The organism is Escherichia sp. MOD1-EC5495 (assembly GCF_002965965.1).
Taxonomy (GTDB): Bacteria; Pseudomonadota; Gammaproteobacteria; order Enterobacterales; family Enterobacteriaceae; genus Escherichia; species Escherichia ruysiae.
On sequence record NZ_PTRI01000028.1, the window covers coordinates 13043 to 37395 of the forward strand.

At 47.3% G+C, this 24353-nt stretch carries 18 protein-coding genes and 1 pseudogene; 12 read left to right on the forward strand and 7 right to left on the reverse strand.

The genetic code is table 11. From position 1 onward, the window contains the following. The first annotated feature begins 234 nt into the window (after nucleotides 1-234). Nucleotides 235-1104 (forward strand): aldo/keto reductase, encoded by an 870-nt coding sequence (locus tag BEG40_RS19035; protein ID WP_123058479.1) that lies wholly within the window; start codon nucleotides 235-237, stop codon nucleotides 1102-1104. Nucleotides 1105-1266: 162 nt separating this feature from the next. Next, a complete protein-coding gene (locus BEG40_RS19040; protein WP_000848743.1) occupies nucleotides 1267-2316 on the forward strand; it encodes an NAD(P)-dependent alcohol dehydrogenase in 1050 nt (349 codons plus the stop codon). 174 nt (nucleotides 2317-2490) lie between these two features. On the opposite strand, the gene BEG40_RS19045 is transcribed toward BEG40_RS19040, so the two are convergent. The 4 genes from BEG40_RS19045 to rclA form a co-directional block, all read right to left on the reverse strand. Further along, a complete protein-coding gene (locus BEG40_RS19045; RefSeq protein WP_105285940.1) occupies nucleotides 2491-3390 on the reverse strand; it encodes a LysR family transcriptional regulator in 900 nt (299 codons plus the stop codon). Nucleotides 3391-3568: 178 nt separating this feature from the next. Then, a complete protein-coding gene (gene rclC / locus BEG40_RS19050) occupies nucleotides 3569-4156 on the reverse strand; it encodes a reactive chlorine species resistance protein RclC (protein WP_010350402.1) in 588 nt (195 codons plus the stop codon). An 11-nt stretch (nucleotides 4157-4167) separates the two neighbouring features. Beyond that, nucleotides 4168-4404: a reactive chlorine resistance periplasmic protein RclB gene (gene rclB, locus BEG40_RS19055; protein ID WP_000475159.1), complete on the reverse strand. Its 237-nt coding sequence runs from the start codon at nucleotides 4402-4404 to the stop codon at nucleotides 4168-4170. A 108-nt stretch (nucleotides 4405-4512) separates the two neighbouring features. Then, complete coding sequence (rclA, locus tag BEG40_RS19060) at nucleotides 4513-5838, reverse strand: reactive chlorine resistance oxidoreductase RclA (protein WP_105285941.1); 1326 nt, start codon at nucleotides 5836-5838, stop codon at nucleotides 4513-4515. 226 nt (nucleotides 5839-6064) lie between these two features. Between rclA and rclR the strand changes: the two genes are divergently transcribed. Beyond that, nucleotides 6065-6928 (forward strand): reactive chlorine-specific transcriptional regulator RclR, encoded by an 864-nt coding sequence (rclR, locus tag BEG40_RS19065; RefSeq protein WP_105285942.1) that lies wholly within the window; start codon nucleotides 6065-6067, stop codon nucleotides 6926-6928. 185 nt (nucleotides 6929-7113) lie between these two features. On the opposite strand, the gene BEG40_RS19070 is transcribed toward rclR, so the two are convergent. Beyond that, entirely contained in the window at nucleotides 7114-8667 is a 1554-nt protein-coding gene (locus BEG40_RS19070) for an L-lactate permease (protein ID WP_105285943.1), read from the reverse strand. Between the two features lie 492 nt (nucleotides 8668-9159). Between BEG40_RS19070 and BEG40_RS19075 the strand changes: the two genes are divergently transcribed. From BEG40_RS19075 to BEG40_RS19095, 5 genes and pseudogenes are all read left to right on the forward strand, one after another. Further along, a complete protein-coding gene (locus tag BEG40_RS19075) occupies nucleotides 9160-9879 on the forward strand; it encodes a (Fe-S)-binding protein (protein ID WP_001102103.1) in 720 nt (239 codons plus the stop codon). Nucleotides 9880-9889: 10 nt separating this feature from the next. Further along, complete coding sequence (locus BEG40_RS19080) at nucleotides 9890-11317, forward strand: LutB/LldF family L-lactate oxidation iron-sulfur protein (protein ID WP_000023936.1); 1428 nt, start codon at nucleotides 9890-9892, stop codon at nucleotides 11315-11317. Further along, nucleotides 11310-12005 carry a LutC/YkgG family protein gene (locus BEG40_RS19085; RefSeq protein WP_105285944.1) on the forward strand — a complete coding sequence of 232 codons (696 nt, stop codon included), beginning with the start codon at nucleotides 11310-11312 and terminating at the stop codon, nucleotides 12003-12005. Before BEG40_RS19080 ends, BEG40_RS19085 begins: the two co-directional genes overlap by 8 nt. 732 nt (nucleotides 12006-12737) lie before the next feature. After that, nucleotides 12738-16732: pseudogene (locus tag BEG40_RS19090) on the forward strand (autotransporter outer membrane beta-barrel domain-containing protein). Between the two features lie 141 nt (nucleotides 16733-16873). Continuing rightward, a complete protein-coding gene (locus BEG40_RS19095; RefSeq protein WP_105285945.1) occupies nucleotides 16874-17962 on the forward strand; it encodes an EAL domain-containing protein in 1089 nt (362 codons plus the stop codon). 41 nt (nucleotides 17963-18003) lie between these two features. Here BEG40_RS19095 and BEG40_RS19100 read toward each other — a convergent pair whose 3' ends face one another. Together BEG40_RS19100 and BEG40_RS19105 are read right to left on the reverse strand one after the other, a co-directional pair. Beyond that, on the reverse strand, nucleotides 18004-18936 hold the full coding sequence (locus tag BEG40_RS19100; protein WP_001084385.1) for a LysR substrate-binding domain-containing protein: 933 nt from the start codon (nucleotides 18934-18936) through the stop codon (nucleotides 18004-18006). Nucleotides 18937-19027: 91 nt separating this feature from the next. After that, on the reverse strand, nucleotides 19028-19525 hold the full coding sequence (locus tag BEG40_RS19105) for a DUF1097 domain-containing protein (RefSeq protein ID WP_105285946.1): 498 nt from the start codon (nucleotides 19523-19525) through the stop codon (nucleotides 19028-19030). Between the two features lie 257 nt (nucleotides 19526-19782). On the opposite strand from BEG40_RS19105, the gene BEG40_RS19115 reads away from it, so the two are divergent. Genes BEG40_RS19115 through BEG40_RS19130 form a run of 4 tightly spaced genes read left to right on the forward strand, consistent with a single transcriptional unit; the run spans nucleotide 19783 to nucleotide 24246 of the window. After that, a complete protein-coding gene (locus BEG40_RS19115) occupies nucleotides 19783-20388 on the forward strand; it encodes an ankyrin repeat domain-containing protein (RefSeq protein WP_105285948.1) in 606 nt (201 codons plus the stop codon). Nucleotides 20389-20427: 39 nt separating this feature from the next. Continuing rightward, the gene (locus tag BEG40_RS19120; RefSeq protein WP_105285949.1) at nucleotides 20428-21291 is read left to right on the forward strand and encodes an oxamate carbamoyltransferase subunit AllH family protein; all 864 of its coding nucleotides are present in this window, start codon (nucleotides 20428-20430) and stop codon (nucleotides 21289-21291) included. Next, nucleotides 21281-22828: an acyl-CoA synthetase FdrA gene (gene fdrA / locus BEG40_RS19125; protein WP_105285950.1), complete on the forward strand. Its 1548-nt coding sequence runs from the start codon at nucleotides 21281-21283 to the stop codon at nucleotides 22826-22828. Before BEG40_RS19120 ends, fdrA begins: the two co-directional genes overlap by 11 nt. Then, on the forward strand, nucleotides 22828-24246 hold the full coding sequence (locus tag BEG40_RS19130; protein ID WP_105285951.1) for a YlbE family protein: 1419 nt from the start codon (nucleotides 22828-22830) through the stop codon (nucleotides 24244-24246). Before fdrA ends, BEG40_RS19130 begins: the two co-directional genes overlap by 1 nt. Nucleotides 24247-24353: the final 107 nt, after the last annotated feature.

Sequence of the window (24353 nt, forward strand, 5' to 3'; positions counted from 1 at the left end):
TTATTGTTTATGGAAAGCATACCGTAAAGAGAGTTATTCAATTAGACGGCGAGATTTGTCAGGGGCTATGAACAAAATTCATTAATCTGCCTTAATGCTGGTGAGTAGCACTGTTATCGTGCAGGTCTATTTTATTGATGAATTATTTGCATAAGTGAAATCGAGATTTACATACTAATCGAGAGTCGTATTTTAACTTAGAATAATGATTCATACATGATGGAGGTGCTTACTGTGGAATTCTCTGTATTAAGTAACAATCTTAAAATGCCGATGATCGGTTTTGGGGTTTTTCAGGTTACCGATAAAGAAGAGTGTAAACAGTCGGTGTTGAGTGCTATCCGAACAGGTTATCGTCTTATCGACACGGCTGCGGTATACGGTAATGAAGATGCTGTCGGTGATGCCGTTCGTGAAGCTATTTCGGAAGGATTCTGTACTCGTGAGGAGTTATTTATTACTTCAAAACTGTGGGTGCAGGATATGGTTAATCAGGATACGGCAAAAGCAGGAATTGAAGCATCGTTAAAAAAATCGGGACTTGAATATTTTGACCTCTATTTATTGCACCAGGCGATGCGTGATTATTTCAGTGCGTGGCGAGCCCTGGAAGCGGCTTATGACGAGGGCAAACTGAAAGCGATTGGTGTTTCCAATTTCTATCCTCATGTATTAGCAAATTTTTGTGAGACAGTCAGAATAAAGCCAATGGTGAACCAGGTTGAGCTGCATCCCTATTTTGCACAACCAGAGGCGCTGGCAACCATGAAACACTATAATGTGCAACCTGAAGCCTGGGCTCCGTTAGGCGGCGGAAGACATAAGCCGTTTGAAAACAAAATGCTTCAGAGTATTGCTGATGCCCACCAAAAAACGATTTCTCAGGTGATATTGCGCTGGAATATTCAACGTGGCGTGGTCGTTATCCCGAAATCAACTCATCAACAGCGTATTGAAGAGAACTTCGCCATTTGGGATTTTTCACTGACAGAGGCAGAAATGGAGCAAATTAGCTCGCTTGATTTAGGCTATGTTGGTGAATCCGTAAAACATTTTAATCCAGAATTTGTTCGTGGTTGTCTTGGCGTAAAAATACATGACTGATTTTAGTATTTGTTGAGCTATATTATTTGGATGATGACGTTTTTATCTGATCTTACAGGCTTTGTTTTATAAAATAGCAAATTCAGACAATATGGGTTTTAACCAGCGATTTAAGAATATGATTCTTAAATTATCAATCATTTCATAATGAAGAGGCACTTTATGAAAACTATCGGTTATGCCGCACTCTCTTCCGATGCAAAACTGGTTCCTTATCATTTTAAACGTCGTGAGTTACGTGACAATGATATTGCCATCGAAATTCTTTATTGTGGCGTTTGTCACTCAGATTTACATACAGTTAATGGTGACTGGGGGCCTCAGCCTTATCCGTTAATTCCGGGGCACGAAATTGTCGGTATCGTGAGAGCAGTGGGGCAGGGGGTTAAAAAATATCAAGTAGGCGATCATGTTGCCGTTGGCTGTATGGTCGATAGCTGTATGCATTGCGACCAGTGTGAACAAGGTGAAGAACAGTATTGCCGCCACGGGATGACGCCAACCTACGGTGCTAAGGATCGGATTAGCGGCGAAATTACTCAGGGAGGCTACTCCAAACATATTGTGGTACGTGAAGAATTTGTACTGCGGATCCCTGAAAATATGGATTTAGCCAAAACTGCGCCGATTCTCTGTGCCGGAATTACCACGTTCTCACCATTACGTACCTGGAATGTTGGTCCTGGCAGCCGTGTGGGCGTTATTGGGTTAGGCGGTTTAGGTCATATGGCTGTGAAACTGGCTGTCGCGATGGGGGCTGACGTTACTGTGATTAGCCGGACTAAAAGCAAAGAAGCAGACGCAAAATTGCTCGGTGCAAAAGGCATTCTGCCGTCTTCAGACCCAGAGGCATTACAGATGTCAGCCTGTGCATTCGATTTGATTATCGATACGGTTCCCGTTAAACACGACCTGAATATCTACACCCCATTGTTAGATATTGATGGTTCATTAGTTATTGTTGGACAGGTTGGGCCAATGGAAGAACCGTCAACGATCCCTCTGATTATGGGGCGTCGCCGTGTTGCTGGCTCACTCATCGGCGGTATTGCAGAAACACAGGAAGTGCTGGATTTCTGCGCGAAGCATAATATTTATCCCGAATGTGAAATGATCAATATTGATCAGATAAACGATGCATTTGCTCGCCTTGCAAAAGGGGATATGGCACATCGTTTTGTTATTGACATGGCTTCACTGAATGCTGAGTAACGGAATAATTCAGCGCAGAGCTGCTGTATATTTTCCAGCAACTCACAAGAAAGGTTTTCAATAATGGAACCAAAAATGTGTTTGAGAGCAGGAATTTGCGCTGAGCACTAACAGACATTTTTATATTAAAAAGCCAGAGTCTTGCAATAGCCCTGGCTTTTGTTTGCCTGATGTTCAGTTTTTTTTATGATGGCGTAGCGCATCAACAACCAGCTGGAATGCTTTTGAGTGATTTCTGTTTTCCGGGTAATAAATATAATAACCATCCCAATAAGGACACCAGTCTTCAAGTACACTGATCAGTTCGCCGCTGGCGATGTATTTTTCCGCAATATCGCGTGGAACATGCGCCAGGCCGTAGCCCTCTAACGCCGCCTGCAAATTTTGATAGATACGGCTAAACACCAGTTGACCGCTGACTTTGACATTCAGGCTTTTTCCTTCTTTTTCAAACTCCCACGCATACAGATTGCCATGCGTTGGAAAACGAAGATTAATGCAGTTATGACTAATAAGGTCATCTGGATGCTTTGGCAAAGGGTGCTGAGAAAAATATGCTGGCGAACCGACAACAGCAAAGCGCACGTCGGGACCAATACGTACAGAGATCATACCGCTGGATATCTGTTCTCCCAGGCGAGTTCCTGCATCGAATCGACCAGATACAATATCCGTTAAAGTATAATCATCAATTAATTCCAGATTTATATCCGGATATTCTTTTAGTAATGGCTCAAGTTTTGGCCAGATGACTGACCTGATAGCATAATCGGATGTGGATATTCGAACGGTTCCAGCAGGCTTCTTATTGAGATCTTTTAGTTGCTGCAATGTTCCCTGAATCCCATCAATATAAGGCCCCAGCTCATCAAGCATTGATTGCCCTACATCCGTTAGCGATATGCTGCGGGTGGTGCGCGTGAGGAGTTTCATACCCAGACGAGATTCAAGGGTGCGCATACTGTGACTCAAAGCCGATTGTGATATCCCCAATTGAGCAGCAGCCCTGGTGAAACTCTTTTCACGCGCAACAACGATGAATGTCATTAAATCATTAAGATTTTCTCGTGCCACTCTCTGCCTCTCATTGCGGAAAAAAGATATCTGTTTATATGTTAGCGTGAGAGATATGGTAAGCCCCAACCTTAAACAAGGAAACATTGAGCATAAAAATAGCGTCAGTCTTACCTGTACAAAGGGAAAACTGACGCCTGAAAAATTAAACAACAGATTCTGTTCTGATTATAAAGAGTTAAATTTTAAAATCTGAACACGACTCATTACTTCGTTGCTTAAGGATTTCCCGAGCCGAATCAGCCATTATCATGACTGCGCCAGCCAGCATCAGGGTATCTTTCAACACCAGACGACCGGCTCCCGATAAATAAGGAAAACCATGATGAGCATCCCCCAGAGCCGGCACCCAGGCTTCAGGAGTGGTGATTAAAAATGAGAGTGTTACCAGCGGTGTGGCAAATGACATTAATGCACCCAATAAACCCAACCACCGGTTAACAGGATTTGCCAACACCAGCAGAGCAATCATCACCTCCACGACGCCAAGGCCATTGGAAAAACCATAGGTATTATTAGCAATTTGCCATGTCCGGGCTTCCGGTTTATATTCGCCTTCGTGAGTCAGATACTGTTTATATTCTTCTGGATGTTCATAGAAGAACGACATTAGCGGACTGTTCGCGACGAATGGTGTAATGCTGTCGGCCTCGTAAGGGACAAACTTTAATAACCCAATCCACATAAAAACAATCGCAATACTCAGACGAATCAATGTCAGGCCAATTTTATCTCCCCGACTTAACAGGTGCAGGTATTTTTCCATTATCAACATCCTTATTTATACAATACTGCCGTCGCGGTTGAGTTGTTATCAATCCGCATGGAGGTGATTTTCCATGATGATGCGTCATGTTTTCTGGCGATATCAGCAATGGCATCCTCAAGAACGGTCGGTGAGGCTGATACTGACGAGACGCTGACATGTTTCAGGACTATTTTGTCATCTGCATTGGTGGAAAAAGCCATAACGCCAGATAATAGCGTTGCAAATAAAACAGTTTTTTTAAACATATAAAATACCATCAATGGAGTGATTAAGAAGTTATAGAATAAGCAAAAATTAATAAAGTTGTTTTCTCTGAGACGCCAGAAGATTTGTCCTGGCGTCTGATTTTGGGTTTATTTGACTAATGAAAATAGATCATTGAGTGATTCGCTCATCGACGGATGAGTAAAAATCTGATCGCGTAATACGCTATAAGGCAATCCGGCATCCATCGCCATTTTCACAATATTGATCATCTCGTGGGAGTCAACACATAGCAGTGATGCCCCTAATATGCGCTGGGTTTTATTATCGATAATCGCTTTTAATACCCCACGGGTATCGTTCATCACTCTGGCGCGTGGAATTGCCGCTACAGGCAATGTAACCACCTGAATATCTGCACCACACTCTCTGGCTTGTTCTTCTGTCATACCAACCCGAGACAGTGGAGGAGTCATGAATACGGAATAAGGCACATTTTTCCGATCATCAGTATTACGTTTGCCTTCTCCCAGTAACTCATCGCGCACAATGCGGTAATCATCCAGTGAAATATAAGTAAACTGCAGCCCGCCGGTAACATCTCCCATCGCCCAAATATTGTCTGCGGTGGTATGTAATCGCTTGTCAACGACAATTGCCCCGCGCTCGTTCACCGCAACCCCGGCATTTTCTGGTTTTAACGAGGCGGTAGCAGGCTGGCGACCGGAAGCAATTAACAGGACATCCACCGCCAGTTGAGCGTGTCCGGTATGCACTTGTACTTTATTTTTATCGTGGCTGATACGCTGCACATGGGCGTTGAGGATAATATCCACTCCCTGCTCACGTAAAATAGTTGCGATATTATCAGCAATATCCCGATCTTCCCGAGGTAAAAATAGAGGCGCTGCTTCAAAAATAGTCACCTTACTGCCAAAATTAGCGAGCATAGAGGCGAACTCAACGCCAATATATCCCCCGCCTAAAATGCCCAAATGTTCGGGTAATTCCTTCAGGTTAAGTAATCCGGTACTGTCATAGACGCCAGGTGTCGTGGTTATTCCTTGAACTGGCGGAACAACAGTTTGTGCGCCGGTATTAATAAAAATTTTCTCACCATGAATCTCCAGATTTCCCTCAGGTCGATGAATACGCAGAATATGATTATTGATAAACTCCGCTTGCCCGACGATCACGTCGATATTGGGCATATCCGCAAGATTATGGAAATTCTTATTGCGTAAAAAATTGACGACTTCATCTTTACGCTGCATGGCATGGGAAAAATCTGTGTGCTGTTGTGCATCATGAACCAATGTTTTGGTTGGGATGCAGCCGATATTAATACATGTCCCGCCATACATTGCATTCGATTGTTCTATGAGAGCCACACGCCAACCCGCTTTAGCCAGCGTGACGGCTAATGTTTTTCCTGCCTTACCAAAACCAATAATAACTGCCTGATATTTATTCATGATAATTTCCTGTCGAAACGTATTCATTTGACGTAATGACTATAGACGTAAATTCGTAAATAACACTTCTTCACAACGCTTGATATTTTGTCTTATCGTCTGATGTTCGTTGTTTTTTAATCAGAGTCACAATATAACGATGATGATTAACTAATTGATGATATTGGCTTAAGGCTTATATAAGATTATTGCTGTCTATAATCAAAAAACTACTCAGGAGTCTGATATGGATGCCCTTAGCCGTTTGTTGATGCTTAACGCTCCACAAGGAACGATCGATAAAAATTGCGAGTTAGGAAGTGACTGGCAGCTTCCACATGTTGCGGGGGAACTATCGGTTATTCGTTGGCATGTGTTAACACAAGGTTCGGCGAAACTGGAAATGCCGGCGGGGCAGACCTTTACATTGCGCCCTGGGAATGTGGTTCTGCTACCACAAAATTCAGCTCATCGCCTGAGTCACATTGAAAATGAATCGACCTGTATTGTGTGCGGCACTCTTCGGCTGCAACGTTCGGCGCGTTATTTTTTAACCTCTTTGCCGGAAGCTCTGTTTTTGGCACCGGAAAGTGACAGCGTGGAGTTTAACTGGCTGAGGGAGGCGATTCCTTTTCTACAACAGGAATCAAGAGCGGCAATGCCGGGAGCGGATGCTCTGTGCAGCCAGGTATGCGCCACACTCTTTACACTCGCCGTGCGTGGATGGATCGTACAGGCTAATACGGAGAAAAATATCCTTAGTTTGTTGCTTCATCCGCGCCTTGGTGCGGTGATTCAGCAAATGCTGGAAATGCCTGGTCATCCCTGGACAGTCGAATCGCTGGCCAGCATCGTTCACATGTCCAGGGCAAGTTTTGCCCAACTTTTTCGTGATGTTTCTGGAACCACGCCACTGGCTGTATTAACAAAGTTGCGGCTACAAATAGCGGCTCAGCGGTTTTCCAGGGAAACGCTCCCCGTCGTGGTGATCGCTGAGTCAGTAGGCTATGCCAGTGAATCATCCTTTCACAAGGCATTTGTTCGTGAGTTTGGCTGTACTCCTGGAGAATATCGGGAAAGAGTCAGACAGCTTCAGGGGGTTAGCTTATAAACGAAGTATGGATAAGATTACCCGTTATAAAAATAGAGCATGTCATACTCAGCGTAGCGGTGAAAAACAGCAGGATGTTCTGGTAGAAATAAAGAACATCCTGGCATTCTAAAGGCAAGATTTCTGTTACTTAATCGTTGCGTGCATCCTTATCCATATAAAAGCATATGGTTAAGAAAACCACTTTATCGCATAAACCAGAAGTAAAAGAGACCTACTTTTAAGCCGAGTATTGCGATGTAGGCACAGCAGTACTTCATAGTGCCAGACATTATTTGATTGGCTTGCCCTTCCATTTTTGTGGCAGAAATGGCAATGGCAATACTTTGTGGTGAAATCATTTTCCCTCCCGTGGCACCGGAAGTATTCGCTGCCGCCAGCCAATTGGGATCGATATGCAACTTACTGGCTGCAATAGTTTGCAGTTTGCCAAACAAAATATTCGAGTTAGTATCGCTGCCTGTGACAAAAGTACCCAGCGCACCAATGACCGGCGCGAGGAAGACGTATGAACTTCCGGTGAGATCGACAATTGACCGAGCCAGCGTAGAAATAATGCCGCTGAGATCCATAACTGTTGCCATGGCGACAATGGCCATAATCGCAATAATAGAATTTTTAAGCTGGAATACGGTTTTGATAAATACTTCCAGCATACCGCGTGCTGATGCCCCCTGAATAAAACCACCGAGAATAGTTGCAAAGATAATCAACATTCCAGGCGTTGTGAGCCATTCTATTTTTAACGCTAAGGTCCCGCCATCGACCAGTGAAAAGTGTAGCACTGAAGCCAGCTTAGATGCTGCTGCTTTTATCGTTGGGAATAACGGTGAGCACAGCAGAATAAAGACAAAAATAAACAGGTAAATAGAACCGACCCGGAACAGCACCTTTGCCGAACGTGGTGCCATTTCACGGGTATGGCTGGCTGCAATACGCCACTCTGGGTCTACTTCACCTTTGCGCAGACGGCTGGCAATCGCGACAGCGAAAAGGCTAGCCAGGCTGCCAGCAAAAGCAGGCAATTCGGCACCAAGATGGATGGCAACAAAGTATTGCGGAATAAGTGTCGCGATGCCACATAGCAGTGTGATAAGGAATACGCCGCGAATCGCTTTCATGCCGCCGCCAATAATACAAATAATGACAAAGGGCAGCAGGAGATTAAAAATCGCTAATTGCAGAATAATTGTTCCACCTAAGGTGTAAACAGACAGGTTAACCTGCTCGGCGAGGATTGAAACCGGAATACCAACCGCCCCAAACGCTGTAGGCACCGTATTGGCAACCAGTGAAGCAATTGCGGCTTTCAGTGGGTTGAATCCCAACGCGATGAGGATACCAATAGGAATGGCGACCGCAGTACCGTAGCCGGCAGCAGCCTCAAGAAAACCACCAAAACACCATGAAATAAGGAGCACCTGGATACGCTTATCTTCGCTAATACTGGCGAGAATATCGCGGAGAATATCCAGAGCTTTGGTTGCCTGCATGACGTTATAACTGAATATTGCACCGAGGATCACAATCACGATCGGCCATAATCCTTTGAGTGCGCCATAACCCACTGAGGCTTTCAGATTCTGTATTGGCATGTCCCAGAACAGGACAGATAAAACAGCTGTAAATGCCAGTGATATCAGTACTGAATAATGAACAGGCATCTTCAGTTTCAGAATCAAAAATACCATAAGGAGCAAAGGAGAGAGTGCAATAGCAAACATTAAATATCCGTGCATTTCTATTCCTGACTATATTTATCAACCTTGTTTATATATTTTTCCGAGCAAGGCTAGCTCATTATTAAAATAAAAAATGCAAACTGAATCGCTTCAGTAAAATAAAATTACAGTTGTTAATATTTGTATATCCATTGTTAATAATTTGATTTTCATAACGATGCGTGTATATTTTAACAGCTCCGAAATGAGTAGCTCTAAATAGGTATTTAAGATTGGGTTTATGAACTTTGTGACCTACTTAAATCAAATTTACGCTCCCATATTGATAGAGGTTGTCTTTATAAAAATGTGAGCGACGCCGAAAGAAATAAAATTAGTTATTGCATCCCGGTATTGAATGAAGGATTATCTGTTTTGTCATACAAATGAGTTTGAAATTGTATTTTAGTACCTAATAAAAAAGAGCCCCTATTTTTATTGATGATTGATAACCCAGAAGGGGTGGTTGCCATCGGGCATAAACAGAAATGAAGTAATGGAGTGTTGGTTGTGAATGTAAATTTCTTTGTTACCTGTATTGGTGATGCACTGAAATCAAGGATGGCACGAGACTCCGTGCTGCTACTGGAAAAACTCGGCTGTCGCGTAAATTTCCCGGAGAAACAGGGATGCTGCGGTCAGCCTGCGATCAATAGTGGTTATATCAAAGAAGCGATTCCAGGGATGAAAAATCTGATTGCCGCACTGGAGGATAACGACGATCCCATTATTTCACCGGCTGGTTCCTGCACTTATGCCGTAAAAAGTTACCCGACATATCTGGCGGATGAACCTGAATGGGCATTACGTGCCGAAAAGGTTGCCGCGCGTATGCAGGATCTCACCTCTTTTATTGTTAATAAATTAGGGGTAGTGGATGTAGGCGCCAGCTTGCAAGGGAGAGCGGTGTATCACCCATCTTGCAGCCTGGCCCGTAAGTTAGGGGTGAAGGACGAGCCACTTACGCTGCTGAAAAATGTGCGCGGACTGGAGCTGTTGCCCTTTGCCGAACAGGATACTTGCTGCGGGTTTGGCGGCACGTTCTCGGTCAAAATGGCCGAAATATCCGGCGAGATGGTGAAAGAAAAGGTTTCACACCTGATGGAAGTCCGCCCTGAGTATTTAATTGGCGCTGACGTGAGTTGCCTGCTGAACATTAGTGGGCGATTACAACGAGAAGGGCAGAAAGTCAAAGTTATGCATATTGCTGAAGTGCTGATGAGCCGCTGAGGATATAAAGATGTCGATCAAAACCAGTAATACAGAATTTAAGACACGCATCCGTCAGCAAATTGAAGATCCGATTATGCGCAAAGCGGTGGCAAACGCGCAGCAGCGTATTGGTGCAAATCGGCAAAAAATGGTTGATGAATTAGGGCACTGGGAGGAGTGGCGCGATCGTGCTGCCCAGATACGTGATCATGTTCTGAGTAATCTTGACGCTTATTTGTACCAGCTCTCAGAAAAAGTGACGCAAAACGGCGGTCACGTCTATTTTGCAAAAACCAAAGAAGATGCTACCCGCTACATTTTGCAGATCGCCCAGCGTAAAAATGCGCGGAAAGTGGTGAAGTCTAAATCAATGGTGACCGAAGAGATTGGCGTCAACCATGTGTTGCAGGATGCTGGCATTCAGGTGATTGAAACCGATCTGGGGGAATACATTCTCCAGCTGGATCAAGATCCGCCATCTCATGTTGTGGTTCCGGCTATTCATAAAGATCGCCACCAGATCCGCCGGGTGCTACACGAACGTCTGGGCTATGATGGCCCGGAAACGCCTGAAGCGATGACCTTATTCATCCGTCAAAAGATCCGCGAAGATTTCCTCAGTGCTGAAATCGGTATTACCGGCTGTAATTTCGCGGTGGCAGAAACCGGTTCGGTATGTCTGGTGACTAATGAAGGTAATGCGCGAATGTGTACCACGCTGCCGAAAACGCACATTGCGGTGATGGGTATGGAGCGTATCGCCCCCACGTTTGCCGAGGTTGATGTATTGATCACCATGCTGGCGCGCAGTGCCGTTGGTGCGCGTTTGACGGGATATAACACCTGGCTGACAGGGCCGCGCGAAGCGGGACACGTTGATGGCCCTGAAGAGTTTCATCTGGTTATTGTCGATAACGGACGCTCTGAGGTGCTGGCCTCTGAATTTCGTGATGTGCTGCGCTGTATTCGCTGCGGAGCCTGTATGAATACCTGCCCGGCATATCGCCATATTGGCGGTCACGGATATGGCTCTATTTACCCAGGACCAATCGGCGCGGTGATTTCTCCACTGCTTGGCGGCTATAAAGATTTTAAAGATCTGCCCTACGCCTGTTCTCTATGCACAGCCTGTGACAGCGTTTGCCCGGTGCGTATTCCGCTGTCGAAACTGATTTTACGCCATCGTCGGGTGATGGCTGAAAAAGGGATAACAGCAAAAGCAGAGCAACGGGCGATCAAAATGTTTGCTTATGCCAATAGTCATCCGGGGTTGTGGAAAGTCGGAATGATGGCTGGCGCCCATGCGGCAAGCTGGTTTATCAATGGCGGCAAAACACCACTCAGGATCGGCGCAATTAGCGACTGGATGGAAGCACGCGATCTTCCTGAAGCTGACGGAGAGAGTTTCCGTAGCTGGTTTAAGAAACATAAGGCGCAGGAGAAAAAGAATGGATAATCGGAGCGAATTTTTGAACAACGTTGCTCAGGCACTGGGTCGTCCGCTGCGACTTGAACCGCAAGCAGCAGATGCGCCGCTTAACAATTATGCTAACGAGCGGCTTACCGAACTTAACCAACAGCAGCACTGTGATGCGTTTATCCAGTTTGCCAGCGATGTCATGTTGACGCGTTGTGAACTGACCAGCGAGGCGCAGGCGGCAGAAGCGGCATTACGTTTGTGTAAAGAGCTGGGAGATCAGTCGGTCGTGGTCAGTGGCGACAAGCGACTGAAGGAACTGGGGATCTGTGGGCGTTTACAGCAGGAATGCAATGCCGTCGTGTGGGATCCGGCGAAAGGTGTCGAGAATATCGCTCTGGCGGAGCAGGCGAAAGTTGGCGTTGTGTATGCTGAATATGGCTTAACAGAGTCGGGAGGCGTGGTGCTTTTTTCCGCCGCCGAGCGCGGACGTTCATTGAGTCTGCTACCTGAGTCCTCTATTTTTATCCTGCGTAAAAGCACTATTTTGCCCCGAGTGGCGCAGCTGGCAGAAAAATTGCACCAGAAAGCGCAGGCCGGTGAACGTATGCCATCCTGCATTAACATCATCAGTGGCCCCAGTTCAACAGCGGACATTGAGCTTATCAAAGTTGTTGGGGTTCACGGGCCGGTGAAAGCGGTGTACCTGATTATTGAGGATTGTTGAGAGAGATTGGCGGCCATTCTGGTAAGAACATCCAGAATGGCGCTGTCATATTGAAAGGAATAACTGCTCTATCTGGGCGTTCAGAAACTGGAGCGCATATACCAGAGTGATGAAAAAACAGGCAGTTAAAACACCCGTTCATTTGTGTTATGTTTGGTGGATAAAAATAAACCGAACGTCGACTGTTTGTGTCATTATAGTTTTACGTTGTAAAGATTTAGTGTGAAAATCCACGCTTATATATTTACAGCATTCAGATGCTTTCCTTGTAATAACAGTCAAATCCCGCTGAGATTTTTTCTTTTCTTAATAAGATGTTATATTTTTGCTGAATGGATTCAGTCCTAAAGCAGTATATTATTTTTAATAAGACAAGTCTTATATTTATATACTCATTTAGTGTTACCAATTTTTCTTATATTAATATGGGGTCTCAATGCTTTGCTTTGGACTATATTTTGAGTTGATCTGCATTCGTAGATACATATAATGCGCCTGTGTTCAAAACTGGAAGTTAATGTAAGGATGATGTTGCGGTTGTTAATTTGTAAAACGTGTCCAGTGGAGAGTTAGCCCTATATTACCCTCTGAACTGTATGCCTGAATAATACAGTTTTCGATATTATGCAGTCTTTTTGAATTTTTATATCTCTCATGGTCCGAGGTACGGAATTTAATTCACCTCGGTGTATGAGAGCTTGGTTTTGTCTGGATGCATTGCTGGAGAGTCTCATGAATAAAATATATCGGCTAAAGTGGAACAGGTCCCGTAACTGTTGGTGCGTTTGCTCTGAGCTGGGAAGTAGAATAAAAGGAAAGAAGGCAAGGGCCGTTTTAATTAGTGCGATAGGTTTATATTCATCTTTGGCGTTCTCTGGTGATGTCACCGTGAACCAGGACAAGACTATTGATTTTGGCAAGGCCGATCAGAACATCGATTACCGTATTACGGTTACTGATAATGCTAATCTGGTTATCGACGTTACAGACACTTCTCGTCCACGTTTTACGCTCAATTCTGGTGGTGGGTTGGATATCACCGGAGGCAAAGTGTATATCAATGGTCAGCTTGATGTACTGCTGAAAGGGACGGGATTTCTAAACGTTTCAAATGCCGGTAGTGAATTGTATGCTGATGATCTCTATGACTCAAACTCCGGCTCCTGGCACGATCGCGGCTATTTTAATGTCTCCAACGGCGGCAAAATTCATGTTAAGGGCACCAGTCGTCTGACTTATACGCAGGGAAATGTCAGTGGCGAAGGCAGCCAGGTAAATTCCAAAACTTTCTTCATGGGCGTTTACAGCAGTTACGGCGGAGATCAGTACCTGTCTGTTAATAACGGTGGTGAAGTTAATGCCAGTGAGCAAATTAGTCTGGGCTATTATAATCAAAACTCCGATACCACACTTGCTGTTTCAGAAGGCGGCAAAATTTCTGCACCGAAAATTAGTTTAAGCACTAATTCGGAGTTGGCGTTAGGTGCACAGGAAGGGAGTGATGCGAAAGCGGCAGGGATTATTGATGCCGAAAAAATTGAGTTTGTGTGGGCTTCGACATCCGAAAAGAAAATCACATTAAACCACACGGATGATAACGCGATTATTTCCGCTAACATTGTCAGTGGTAGTGAGGGCCTGGGTAATATCAATGCGCTCAGTGGCACGACTTACTTAACCGGTGACAATTCTGCATTTAGTGGCAAAGTAACGATTGGCCAGAATGGAGCTTTGGGGATCACTCAAAATATAGGCACGGCAGATATCTCTAATCGCGGAAAATTACACCTGAAGGCTGACGATAGCATGACCTTTGCCAATAAGATCTCCGGCAACGGTACAATCAGTATCGACAGTGGGACGGTTGCTTTGACCGGTAATAATTATGCATTTAGCGGATATATTGATGTTGCCTCCGATGCTGTAGCTGTTATTACTGAAGAAAAGAACATCGGTAATGCGGATCTGGATGTCGATGGCAAATTGCAAATTAATGCCAACAAAGATTGGGTATTTGATAACGATCTTCAAGGTAAAGGCATTGTTGAAATAAACATGGGGAATCATGCATTCTCCTTCGATGAGTTTGCTTACACCGACTGGTTCCAGGGTTCACTGGCGTTCCAGAACACGACATTTAACCTGGAACAGAATGCTGAGTTTCTGCAGAGAGGCGGGATCACTGCGGGTCAGGGAAGTCAGATAACGGTGGGTAATGGTACTCACTCCATTAGCACTCTGGGATTCTCCGGCGGAACCGTTGATTTTGGTGCTCTGACAACTGATGCACAGATGACAGAAGGAACCGTCAAAGTTAGCAAAACGCTGGATCTACGGGGCGAGGGGGTTATTCAGGTTGCCGACCGCGACGTTGTAAGCTCAGTATCTCGTGATATTGACTCTGCATTATCGCTCACTGAAGTTGATGATGATAACAGCGCCATTCTGCTGGTTGATGCGCAAGGTGCGGAGGTGCTGGGGGATGCGGGCAATCTGCAATTGCAGGATAAAAATGGACAAACTCTCTCCAGCAGTGCGCAACGTGATATTCAGCAGAATGGGAAAAAAGCTGCCGTTGGCACTTATGACTATCGTCTGACGAGTGGAGTAAATAATGACGGCCTGTATATCGGCTATGGCCTGACGCAGCTTGATTTGCAGGCTACTGACAGCGATGCGCTGGTGCTGAGTGCCAATGGTGAAAGTGAGAATGCCGCCGATCTCAGCGCAAAAATTACCGGTAATGGTGACCTGGCATTCAGCAGCCAGAAAGGCCAGACTGTATCGCTTTCTAACAAAGACAACGACTATACCGGTGTTACCGATCTGCGTAGCGGGACGCTCTTGCTGAATAACGATAATGTGTTGGGTAATACCCAGGAACTGCGTCTGGCGGCAGAAACTGAAATGGATATGAATGGTCATAGCCAGACTGTGGGTACGCTCAATGGTAGCGCCGATTCGCTGTTGAACTTAAACGGCGGAACTCTGACTCTTGCCAACGGGGGCACTGCAACCGGTTCATTAACGGGAAGCGGGAAGCTGAATGTTCAGGGCGGCACGCTGGATATCGCGGGCGATAACAGCAGTCTGACGGCGAATATGAATATTGCTAACTCAGCTCATGTCCTGGTAAGTCACGCGCAGGGATTGGGTAGCGCAAACGTTGAGAACAACGGCACCCTGGTGTTGAATAATAGCGGTGAAAAAAGAGCGGCTGTGCCTGTGAGCTACAGCCTGGGTGGCAATTTGACCAACAACGGCACGCTGATGACCGGGATGTCAGGACAGCAAGCGGGCAATGCGTTAGTGGTGAAGGGGAACTACCACGGTAATAACGGTCAACTGGTTATGAATACGGTACTGAATGGCGATGATTCAGTGACTGATAAACTGGTTGTTGAGGGCGATACCAGCGGCATGACGTCCGTTACGGTGAATAACGCTGGCGGTACAGGCGCTAAAACCCTTAACGGTATCGAACTTATCCATGTAGGTGGTAAGTCCGAGGGGGAGTTTGTTCAGGAGGGGCGTATCGTTGCGGGCGCGTATGACTACACTCTCGCACGTGGTCAGGGGGCAAACAGCGGTAACTGGTATCTGACCAGCGGTGGTGAGTCAGTTGAACCGCAACCGGAGCCAGAGCCGATGCCGAATCCGGAGCCGGAGCCGAATCCGGAGCCGAATCCGACACCGAATCCGACGCCAGAGCCAACGCCTGTTCCTGACCAGAATCTGGATAATGACCTGCGCCCGGAGGCTGGTGGTTACATCGCGAACCTTGCGGCAGCAAACACAATGTTTACCTCCCGACTGCATGAACGTCTGGGGAGCACATACTATACCGATCTGGTAACGGGTGAGCAGAAACAAACCACCATGTGGATGCGTCATGAAGGGGGCACAACAAATGGCGTGATGCAAGTGGTCAGTTGAAAACCCAAAGCAATCGCTATGTTCTGCAACTGGGGGGCGATATCGCGCAGTGGAGTATAAGTGGCAACGACCGCTGGCGTCTGGGCGTCATGGCCGGTTACGGCAACAGTGACAGCAAGACTATCTCATCGCGCACCGGTTATCGAACTAAAGCAAGCGTAAATGGTTACAGCACGGGGTTATATGCGACCTGGTATGCGGATGATGAGTCACATAACGGGGCGTATCTCGACAGTTGGGCGCAGTACAGCTGGTTTGATAACACAGTGAAAGGTGATGATTTACAGAGCGAATCTTATAAATCAAAAGGATTTACTGCTTCACTGGAGGCTGGATACAAGCACAAATTAGCTGAATTTAATGGCAGCCAGGGAACGCGGAACGAATGGTATATCCAGCCACAAGCACAGATTACCTGGATGGGCGTAAAAGCTGATAAGCATCGCGAAAGCAACGGTACTCTGGTGCGAAGCGAAGGAGACGGTAACATTCAAACCCGACTGGGCGTGAAAACCTGGCTTAAAAGCCACCATAAAATGGATGAAGGTAAATCCCGCGAGTTCCAGCCATTTATGGAAGTGAACTGGCTACATAACAGTAAGGATTTCAGCACTCGCATGGATGGCGTGTCAGTCTCTCAGGATGGAGCCCGAAATATTGCCGAGATAAAAACCGGGGTGGAAGGACAGCTAAATGCCAACCTGAATGTCTGGGGAAATGTGGGCGTTCAGGTTGCGGACAAGGGATATAATGACACCTCCGCGATGATTGGCGTTAAGTGGTCATTCTGAACTGAATAATTCGTAAAAGGAGAGGGAGTCGGATGAGTGACAATTCGACTCTCTGTATTATTTTCTTGCAGTCAGCTTTTTCTGCCAGAAAGGAGACAAGCGGATTTAGCTGGCGCACATGATTTAAGCAAGGTGTGTTAAATGGCTTCGCATGATTTGAGTGTTTTTCTTGAAGAGTTCGGGGCAACCGTTAATCTGACGTTGCCTGGTATTGTGTCCGAGAAAGAACGGCTTTTACTCAAGCTGCTGATGGAGGGGATGTCGGTTACAGAAATATCACAATATAGAAACCGCAGCGCAAAAACAATTTCACATCAAAAGAAACAACTGTACGAAAAACTCGGTATTCAGAGTGATATTACCTTCTGGCGGGATATCTTTTTTCAATATCATCCACAGGTAGTCACTGCCACAGGTAATACAAATAAATTTTATATCCCTGACAACCGTTGTCACCATATTGTCACGCCTGAAGCCATCAGCCTGGCGCTGGAAAACCATGAATTTAAACCATGGATCCAACCTGTTTTCTGCGCACAGACAGGGGTACTGACAGGCTGTGAAGTGCTTGTTCGCTGGGAGCATCCGCAAACGGGAATCATCCCGCCGGATCAGTTTATTCCTCTGGTGGAGTCATCTGGTCTTATTGTCATAATGACCCGCCAGTTGATGAAACAGACTGCGGATATTCTGCTGCCGGTAAAACATTTGTTGCCGGACAATTTCCATATTGGTATCAACGTCTCGGCGGGCTGTTTTTTGGCTGCGGGATTTGAAAAAGAGTGCCTGAACCTGGTCAAGAAATTAGGCAACGATAAAATCAAGCTGGTTCTTGAGCTGACGGAACGTAACCCCATTCCGGTAACGCCAGAAGCCAGAGCGATATTTGATAGCCTTCATCAGCACAACATTACCTTTGCGCTGGATGACTTTGGTACTGGTTATGCAACCTATCGTTATTTGCAGGCGTTTCCGGTCGATTTTATTAAAATTGACAAGTCGTTTGTGCAAATGGCGAGTGTTGACGAAATCTCCGGCCATATTGTGGACAATATTGTCGAACTGGCGCGTAAGCCCGGTTTGAGTATCGTGGCGGAAGGGGTAGAAACCCAGGAACAGGCGGACTTAATGATCGGTAAAGGCGTTCACTTTTTGCAGGGCTATTTGTACTCTCCGCCGGTTCCGGGTAATAAATTTGTCTCTGACTGGGTAATGAAAGCCGGTGGTTGATGTAAGCCGCTATTCAGGGTGCGTCGGGAGGTTGGCTGGTATCAATTCTCCCGATGCAGTAAATCCTGATAAATCTCCGTTAATATCCCTTTAGGCATAAATTGTTTTTTAATCCACTGCGTCACCTGGCCGGTGGCAGAGTGTTGGGTTGCCAGTAACATGCGTGAATCCTGGCGTGGGTTATGAATTTGTCGGATAACCAGCAGTGATTGTTCCATCGCTTCACGAACCATGTAATCTGGCAAAAAACCAATCCCTTCGCCCAGAATCTGACACTGACATTTGGTGTTGAAATCTGGCACCAGAATCGACTCCTGCCCATGCAGCAACCAGCCCACCTTTTTATTAATCGTATGCGCGGTGTCTTCCACCATAATATTAGGGTAGAGACGTAGCTGACTTTCAGCGATTGGCTCCGGTACAAAGGCTAACGGGTGATCCGGGGCGATAGCAAAAGCCCAGCGAATCGCGCCAATCTCGGTGTAATCAATGCCGCCACCGTCCAGCAGCGTGTCGGGTGCGCCGATGGCGATATTCGCCTGGTTATTGATAATCGCATCCCAGACGCCGTTATACACTTCAGTTGTTACGGTTATCTGGCAGGTAGGAAACTGCTTTTTCAGCACCTGTAATAAGCGTGCGGTGTGTTTAGGGGTATAAAGTAGCTGATTAATACAAATACGAACCCGTGCTTCTATGCCCTGTGAAATAGTATCGATGCTGCGTTTGATGGCGTGAAAATCATTCAGCAGGTCGGTAGCTTTGCGGAAAAAATAACGCCCGGACTCCGTTAACTCAATGCTGCGGGTATTGCGGGTAAACAGCACCACATCCAGCCCCGTTTCCATTCGCTTGATGGTGTAGCTAATGGCGGAAGTGGTTAAACCCAACTCTTCTGCCGCTTTACTGAAGCTGCCAAAACGCGCAGCGGTAGTAAACGCTAACAGGTTTTCTTCGGTAAAAATTGAGTTCATTAAACCATTTCCGCCATTATCTAATATGAATTTCTCCAGGCATAACTGTAGAGGTATCGATTAAAGATAGATAATCATTTTTGAATAACTTTTAATACCCGTCGCTTTTAGTCGTCGCTTCGCTTAATTTTTGTCCGCCATATTCGGAAATTATCCCCACGCAGTTACCCGCCAGAAAACCCAGTAACGTTACCGTCCAGTTCATCCCGCTGGCAAAAAATAGCGTCATGCCGAGAAAGCCACCGGGAATGAATGACAGTAACCAGAAACGTCCTTGCCAGACCACCACCGCCGAGAAGGGCACGGTAGTAATCACGCTTGCCCAGAATCCAGAAAGCCCACTTACAGAAGCCAGCCAGCCGGCAGCCAGCGCGGCGAAAAACGCCCACACCATCCCGGAATAATTAACCGCCAGACTTCTGATAAACCCCGATTTACCGCCGCCTGCGGCATAAAAACTGCAAAAGGCGACGAAGCCAATCGTTCCTAATAATTCCCATCCCTGAGAGAGCCCGACATGTGAAGACACTAACTGCCAAAGCCCTGCACAAATACCGACGGTGACACCCGTTGCCGTGAGTCCGTTCATCTTGTTCCCCTCTGGTTAGACATGGACGATAGCTACTCTTACATGTGCAGACTATAGAGAAATAAAACCGGATTGAGTGAAAGGGTATGGCGAGAAAGAGACAAATATTGCACTACCGCACACTGCGAAAAGATTATTGAACATCATTCAACAAAAAGGCGAAATACGGCGAATTAAATTTAAGCGGGTTCTTTTAGCTGAATTTCGTTGCTATTCTCAATTCATCGAAAACAGCCACAAAAACCAGGGGAATGTTAATGAGTATAAAAAATCTGCCTGCCGACTATTTATTGGCTGCACAACAGGGCGATATCGATAAAGTAAAAACCTGCCTTGCGCTGGGTGTCGATATTAATACCTGCGATCGTCAGGGGAAAACGGCAATTACGCTGGCAAGTTTATATCAGCAATATGCTTGCGTTCAGGCATTAATTGATGCCGGAGCGGATATTAATAAGCAAGATCAGATATGTTCAAACCCTTTTTTAATTAGCTGCCTGACCGGTGATTTAACCCTGTTACGAATTATTTTACCGGCTAAACCCGATCTTAATTGCGTAACCCGCTTTGGCGGCGTTGGCCTGACGCCTGCCTGTGAAAAAGGTCATTTAAGTATTGTGAAAGAGCTTTTGGCGCATACGGAAATTAACGTTAACCAGACCAACCATGTTGGCTGGACACCACTACTGGAAGCTATTGTGCTTAATGATGGCGGTATTAAACAGCAGGCAATTGTCCAGTTATTGCTGGAACACGGGGCCAGCCCGCACATGACCGATAAATATGGCAAAACGCCGCTGGAACTGGCGCGGGAACGCGGTTTTGAAGAGATTGCGCAATTGCTGATTTCCGCAGGTGCATAATCCGGGAGGCTTGCTATCGACACACCAGAAAGACGGTGTGTGTGGGCGCTAACTGCGGATGTGGATTTTCTGGCGCAGCGGGGGCAAGGACAGGTTGAACAGGTCTTTGCCAGAGCGGTAAATATCGCACTCCCGGCTCGCCAGCAGTTGCTGACGCTGCTTTGTGAAGAATACGACAATGCGCCAAACAGTTGTCGGTTGGCACTCACTCACTTTGATGGCCTGTTCCATTATGGCGAAAAAGTTCAGTTTGACGAGCACGGAATTACGATTGGTAAATATATTCATATAGATAAGCGTCGTTGCCAGCGTTGGCTGTCCCCAACCTTGCAAATGACCGCTGAGAATTTTCACCTTATCGCCTGGCAACAGTGGCACGACATTATTCATCAGCATCTGGGGGAAAATGAAACCCTGTTTAATTATCGCGGTGATAATCCGTTTTATCAGGCGTTAAATAAAGAATTACATATCAGGCGATGTGCTGTTATTCAGGCATTAAACGATAAACAAAATATCGCGTCAGCGGTCGCTAATATGATGGGGTTAGGGATTGGTCTGACACCTTCAGCCGATGATTATTTAACAGGTCTGGTGCTTGTTTTATTTATTTCCGGGCATCCGGTAGAAAAATGCAAAGAGGAATTTTATCTCGGTCTGCAACGCGGCAGAAATAATACCACGTTATTAAGTGCCATAACGCTGGAAGCCGCATTACAACAACGCTGTCGGGAAAATATTTATCACTTTATCCACGGCATCATTAATGACATCCCTGAGAACGCCACTCAGGCAATAGAAAAAATTAAACATATTGGCTCCAGTTCCGGCTGCGACATGCTGTATGGCATGGCCGATGGTTGTGCACTGAGCCAAACCTACGGAGGGAATTATGTCAGTTAAAATAGTCATTAAACCGAATACCTATTTTGATTCTGTCTCGCTGATGTCCATCTCCACGCGTGCAAATAAACTCGACGGCGTCGAGCAGGCATTTGTGGCGATGGCGACCGAAATGAACAAAGGCGTGCTGAACAATTTAGGGCTGCTGACGCCGGAGCTGGAGCAGGCGAAAAACGGCGACCTGATGATCGTTATTAACGGCAAAGCGGGCGCGGACAACGAGCAGTTGCTGGTGGAGATTGAAGAACTGTTCAACACCAAAGCGCAAAGTGGCTCGCATGAAGCACGCTATGCCACCCTTGCCAGCGCCAAAAAGCATATCCCGGAAAGTAACCTGGCGGTGATTTCGGTCAACGGTTTGTTTGCCGCTCGCGAAGCGCGTCAGGCGCTGCAAAACGACCTCAACGTGATGCTGTTCTCCGATAACGTCTCGGTTGAAGATGAACTGGCGCTCAAGCAGCTCGCTCACGAAAAAGGGCTGCTGATGATGGGGCCAGACTGCGGCACGGCGATTATTAACGGCGCGGCGCTCTGCTTTGGTAACGCCGTGCGTCGCGGCAACATCGGTATTATTGGCGCGTCCGGCACCGGCAGCCAGGAACTGAGCGTCCGCATTCATGAATTTGGCGGCGGCGTTTCACAACTGATCGGCACCGGCGGGCGTGACCTGAGCGAGAAAATTGGCGGCCTGATGATGCTCGACGCCATCGGCATGTTAGAAAACGATCCGCAAACTGAAATCATCGCGCTGATTTCTAAACCGCCAGCGCCTGCGGTGGCTCGCAAAGTGCTGGAACGCGCGCGCGGCTGCCGTAAACCGGTAGTGGTCTGCTTCCTCGGTCGTGGCGAAACGCCTGTGGATGAACCAGGGTTACAGTTTGCTCGCGGCACTAAAGAAGCGGCGCTGAAAGCGGTGATGCTCTCCGGCGTGAAACAGGAACATCTCGACCTGCATACGCTTAACCAGCCGTTAATTGCTGATGTACGTGCGCGTCTGCAACCACAGCAGAAGTACATTCGTGGCCTGTTCTGCGGCGGCACGCTGTGTGACGAAACCATGTTCGTGGTGATGGAAAAACACGGCGATGTCTACAGTAACATTCAGCCCGATCCTGAATTCCGCCTGAAAGATATCAACCGCAGCATCAAACACACCTTCCTCGACTTTGGCGATGACGACTTCACCAACGGCAAGCCGCATCCAATGATTGACCCCACCAATCGCATCAGCCGGTTGATCGAAGAAGCGCGCGATCCAGAAGTGGCAGTGATCGTGATGGATTTTGTGCTCGGATTTGGATCGCATGAAGATCCGGTCGGCTCCACTATCGAGGCGATCAAAGAAGCGAAAGCGATCGCCGCTGCCGAAGGGCGCGAGTTGATCATTCTTGCCTATGTGTTGGGCACCGATCTCGATACGCCATCATTAGAACAACAAAGCCAGATGCTGCTTGATGCCGGCGTGATTCTGGCGAGCAGCAGCACCAATACCGGATTGCTGGCGCGTGAATTTATCTGCAAAGGGGAGGAAGCCTGATGAGCCAGTCACTGTTTAGCCAACCGTTGAACGTTATTAACGTCGGTATCGCCATGTTTAGCGATGATCTGAAAAAGCAGCATGTAGAAGTGACTCAACTCGACTGGACGCCGCCGGGGCAGGGCAATATGCAGGTGGTGCAGGCGCTGGACAACATTGCCGATTCACCGCTGGCAGACAAAATCGCTGCCGCTAACCAGCAGGCGCTGGAGCGCATTATTCAGTCGCATCCGGTGCTGATTGGTTTTGATCAGGCGATTAACGTGGTGCCGGGCATGACGGCGAAAACCATTCTTCACGCCGGGCCGCCGGTTACCTGGGAAAAAATGTGCGGCGCGATGAAAGGCGCGGTCACCGGGGCGCTGGTGTTCGAAGGGCTGGCGAAAGATCTCGACGAGGCGGCTGAACTGGCGGCCTCCGGGGAGATCACCTTCTCGCCGTGCCACGAACATGACTGCGTAGGTTCGATGGCGGGCGTTACCTCTGCCTCGATGTTTATGCACATCGTGAAAAACAAAACCTACGGCAACCTCGCTTACACCAATATGAGCGAGCAGATGGCGAAGATTTTGCGTATGGGTGCCAACGACCAGAGCGTGATTGACCGCCTCAACTGGATGCGCGATGTGCAGGGGCCAATGTTGCGCGACGCGATGAAAATTATCGGCGAAATCGATCTGCGCTTAATGCTGGCGCAGGCGCTGCATATGGGCGATGAATGCCATAACCGCAATAACGCCGGGACGACGTTACTGATTCAGGCGCTAACGCCGGGGATTATTCAGGCAGGTTATTCCGTGGAGCAACAGCGCGAAGTGTTTGAGTTTGTCGCCAGCAGCGATTACTTCTCCGGCCCGACGTGGATGGCGATGTGTAAAGCGGCGATGGATGCGGCGCACGGCATCGAATACAGCACCGTGGTGACCACGATGGCGCGTAACGGCGTCGAGTTCGGCCTGCGGGTCAGCGGATTACCAGGGCAGTGGTTTACTGGTCCGGCGCAGCAGGTGATCGGCCCGATGTTTGCCGGTTATAAGCCGGAAGATTCGGGGCTGGATATCGGCGACAGCGCCATCACCGAAACCTACGGTATTGGCGGATTTGCTATGGCGACCGCGCCTGCAATCGTCGCGCTGGTGGGCGGCACGGTGGAAGAGGCTATCGATTTCTCCCGCCAGATGCGTGAAATCACCCTCGGCGAAAACCCCAACGTCACCATTCCGCTGCTCGGTTTTATGGGCGTGCCGTCGGCAATCGACATCACCCGCGTGGGCAGCAGCGGCATTCTGCCAGTGATCAACACCGCCATCGCCCATAAAGATGCGGGCGTCGGCATGATTGGCGCGGGCATTGTGCATCCACCATTCGCCTGTTTCGAAAAAGCCATTCTTGGCTGGTGCGAACGTTACGGCGTCTGACCTGCGTGTTTATGCCGGATGCGGCGTGAACGCCTTATCCGGCCTACAAGTGGCGCAAGAATTTCCAGGCCTGATAAGCGTAGCGCATCAGGCAGTCTGGCGTTGGT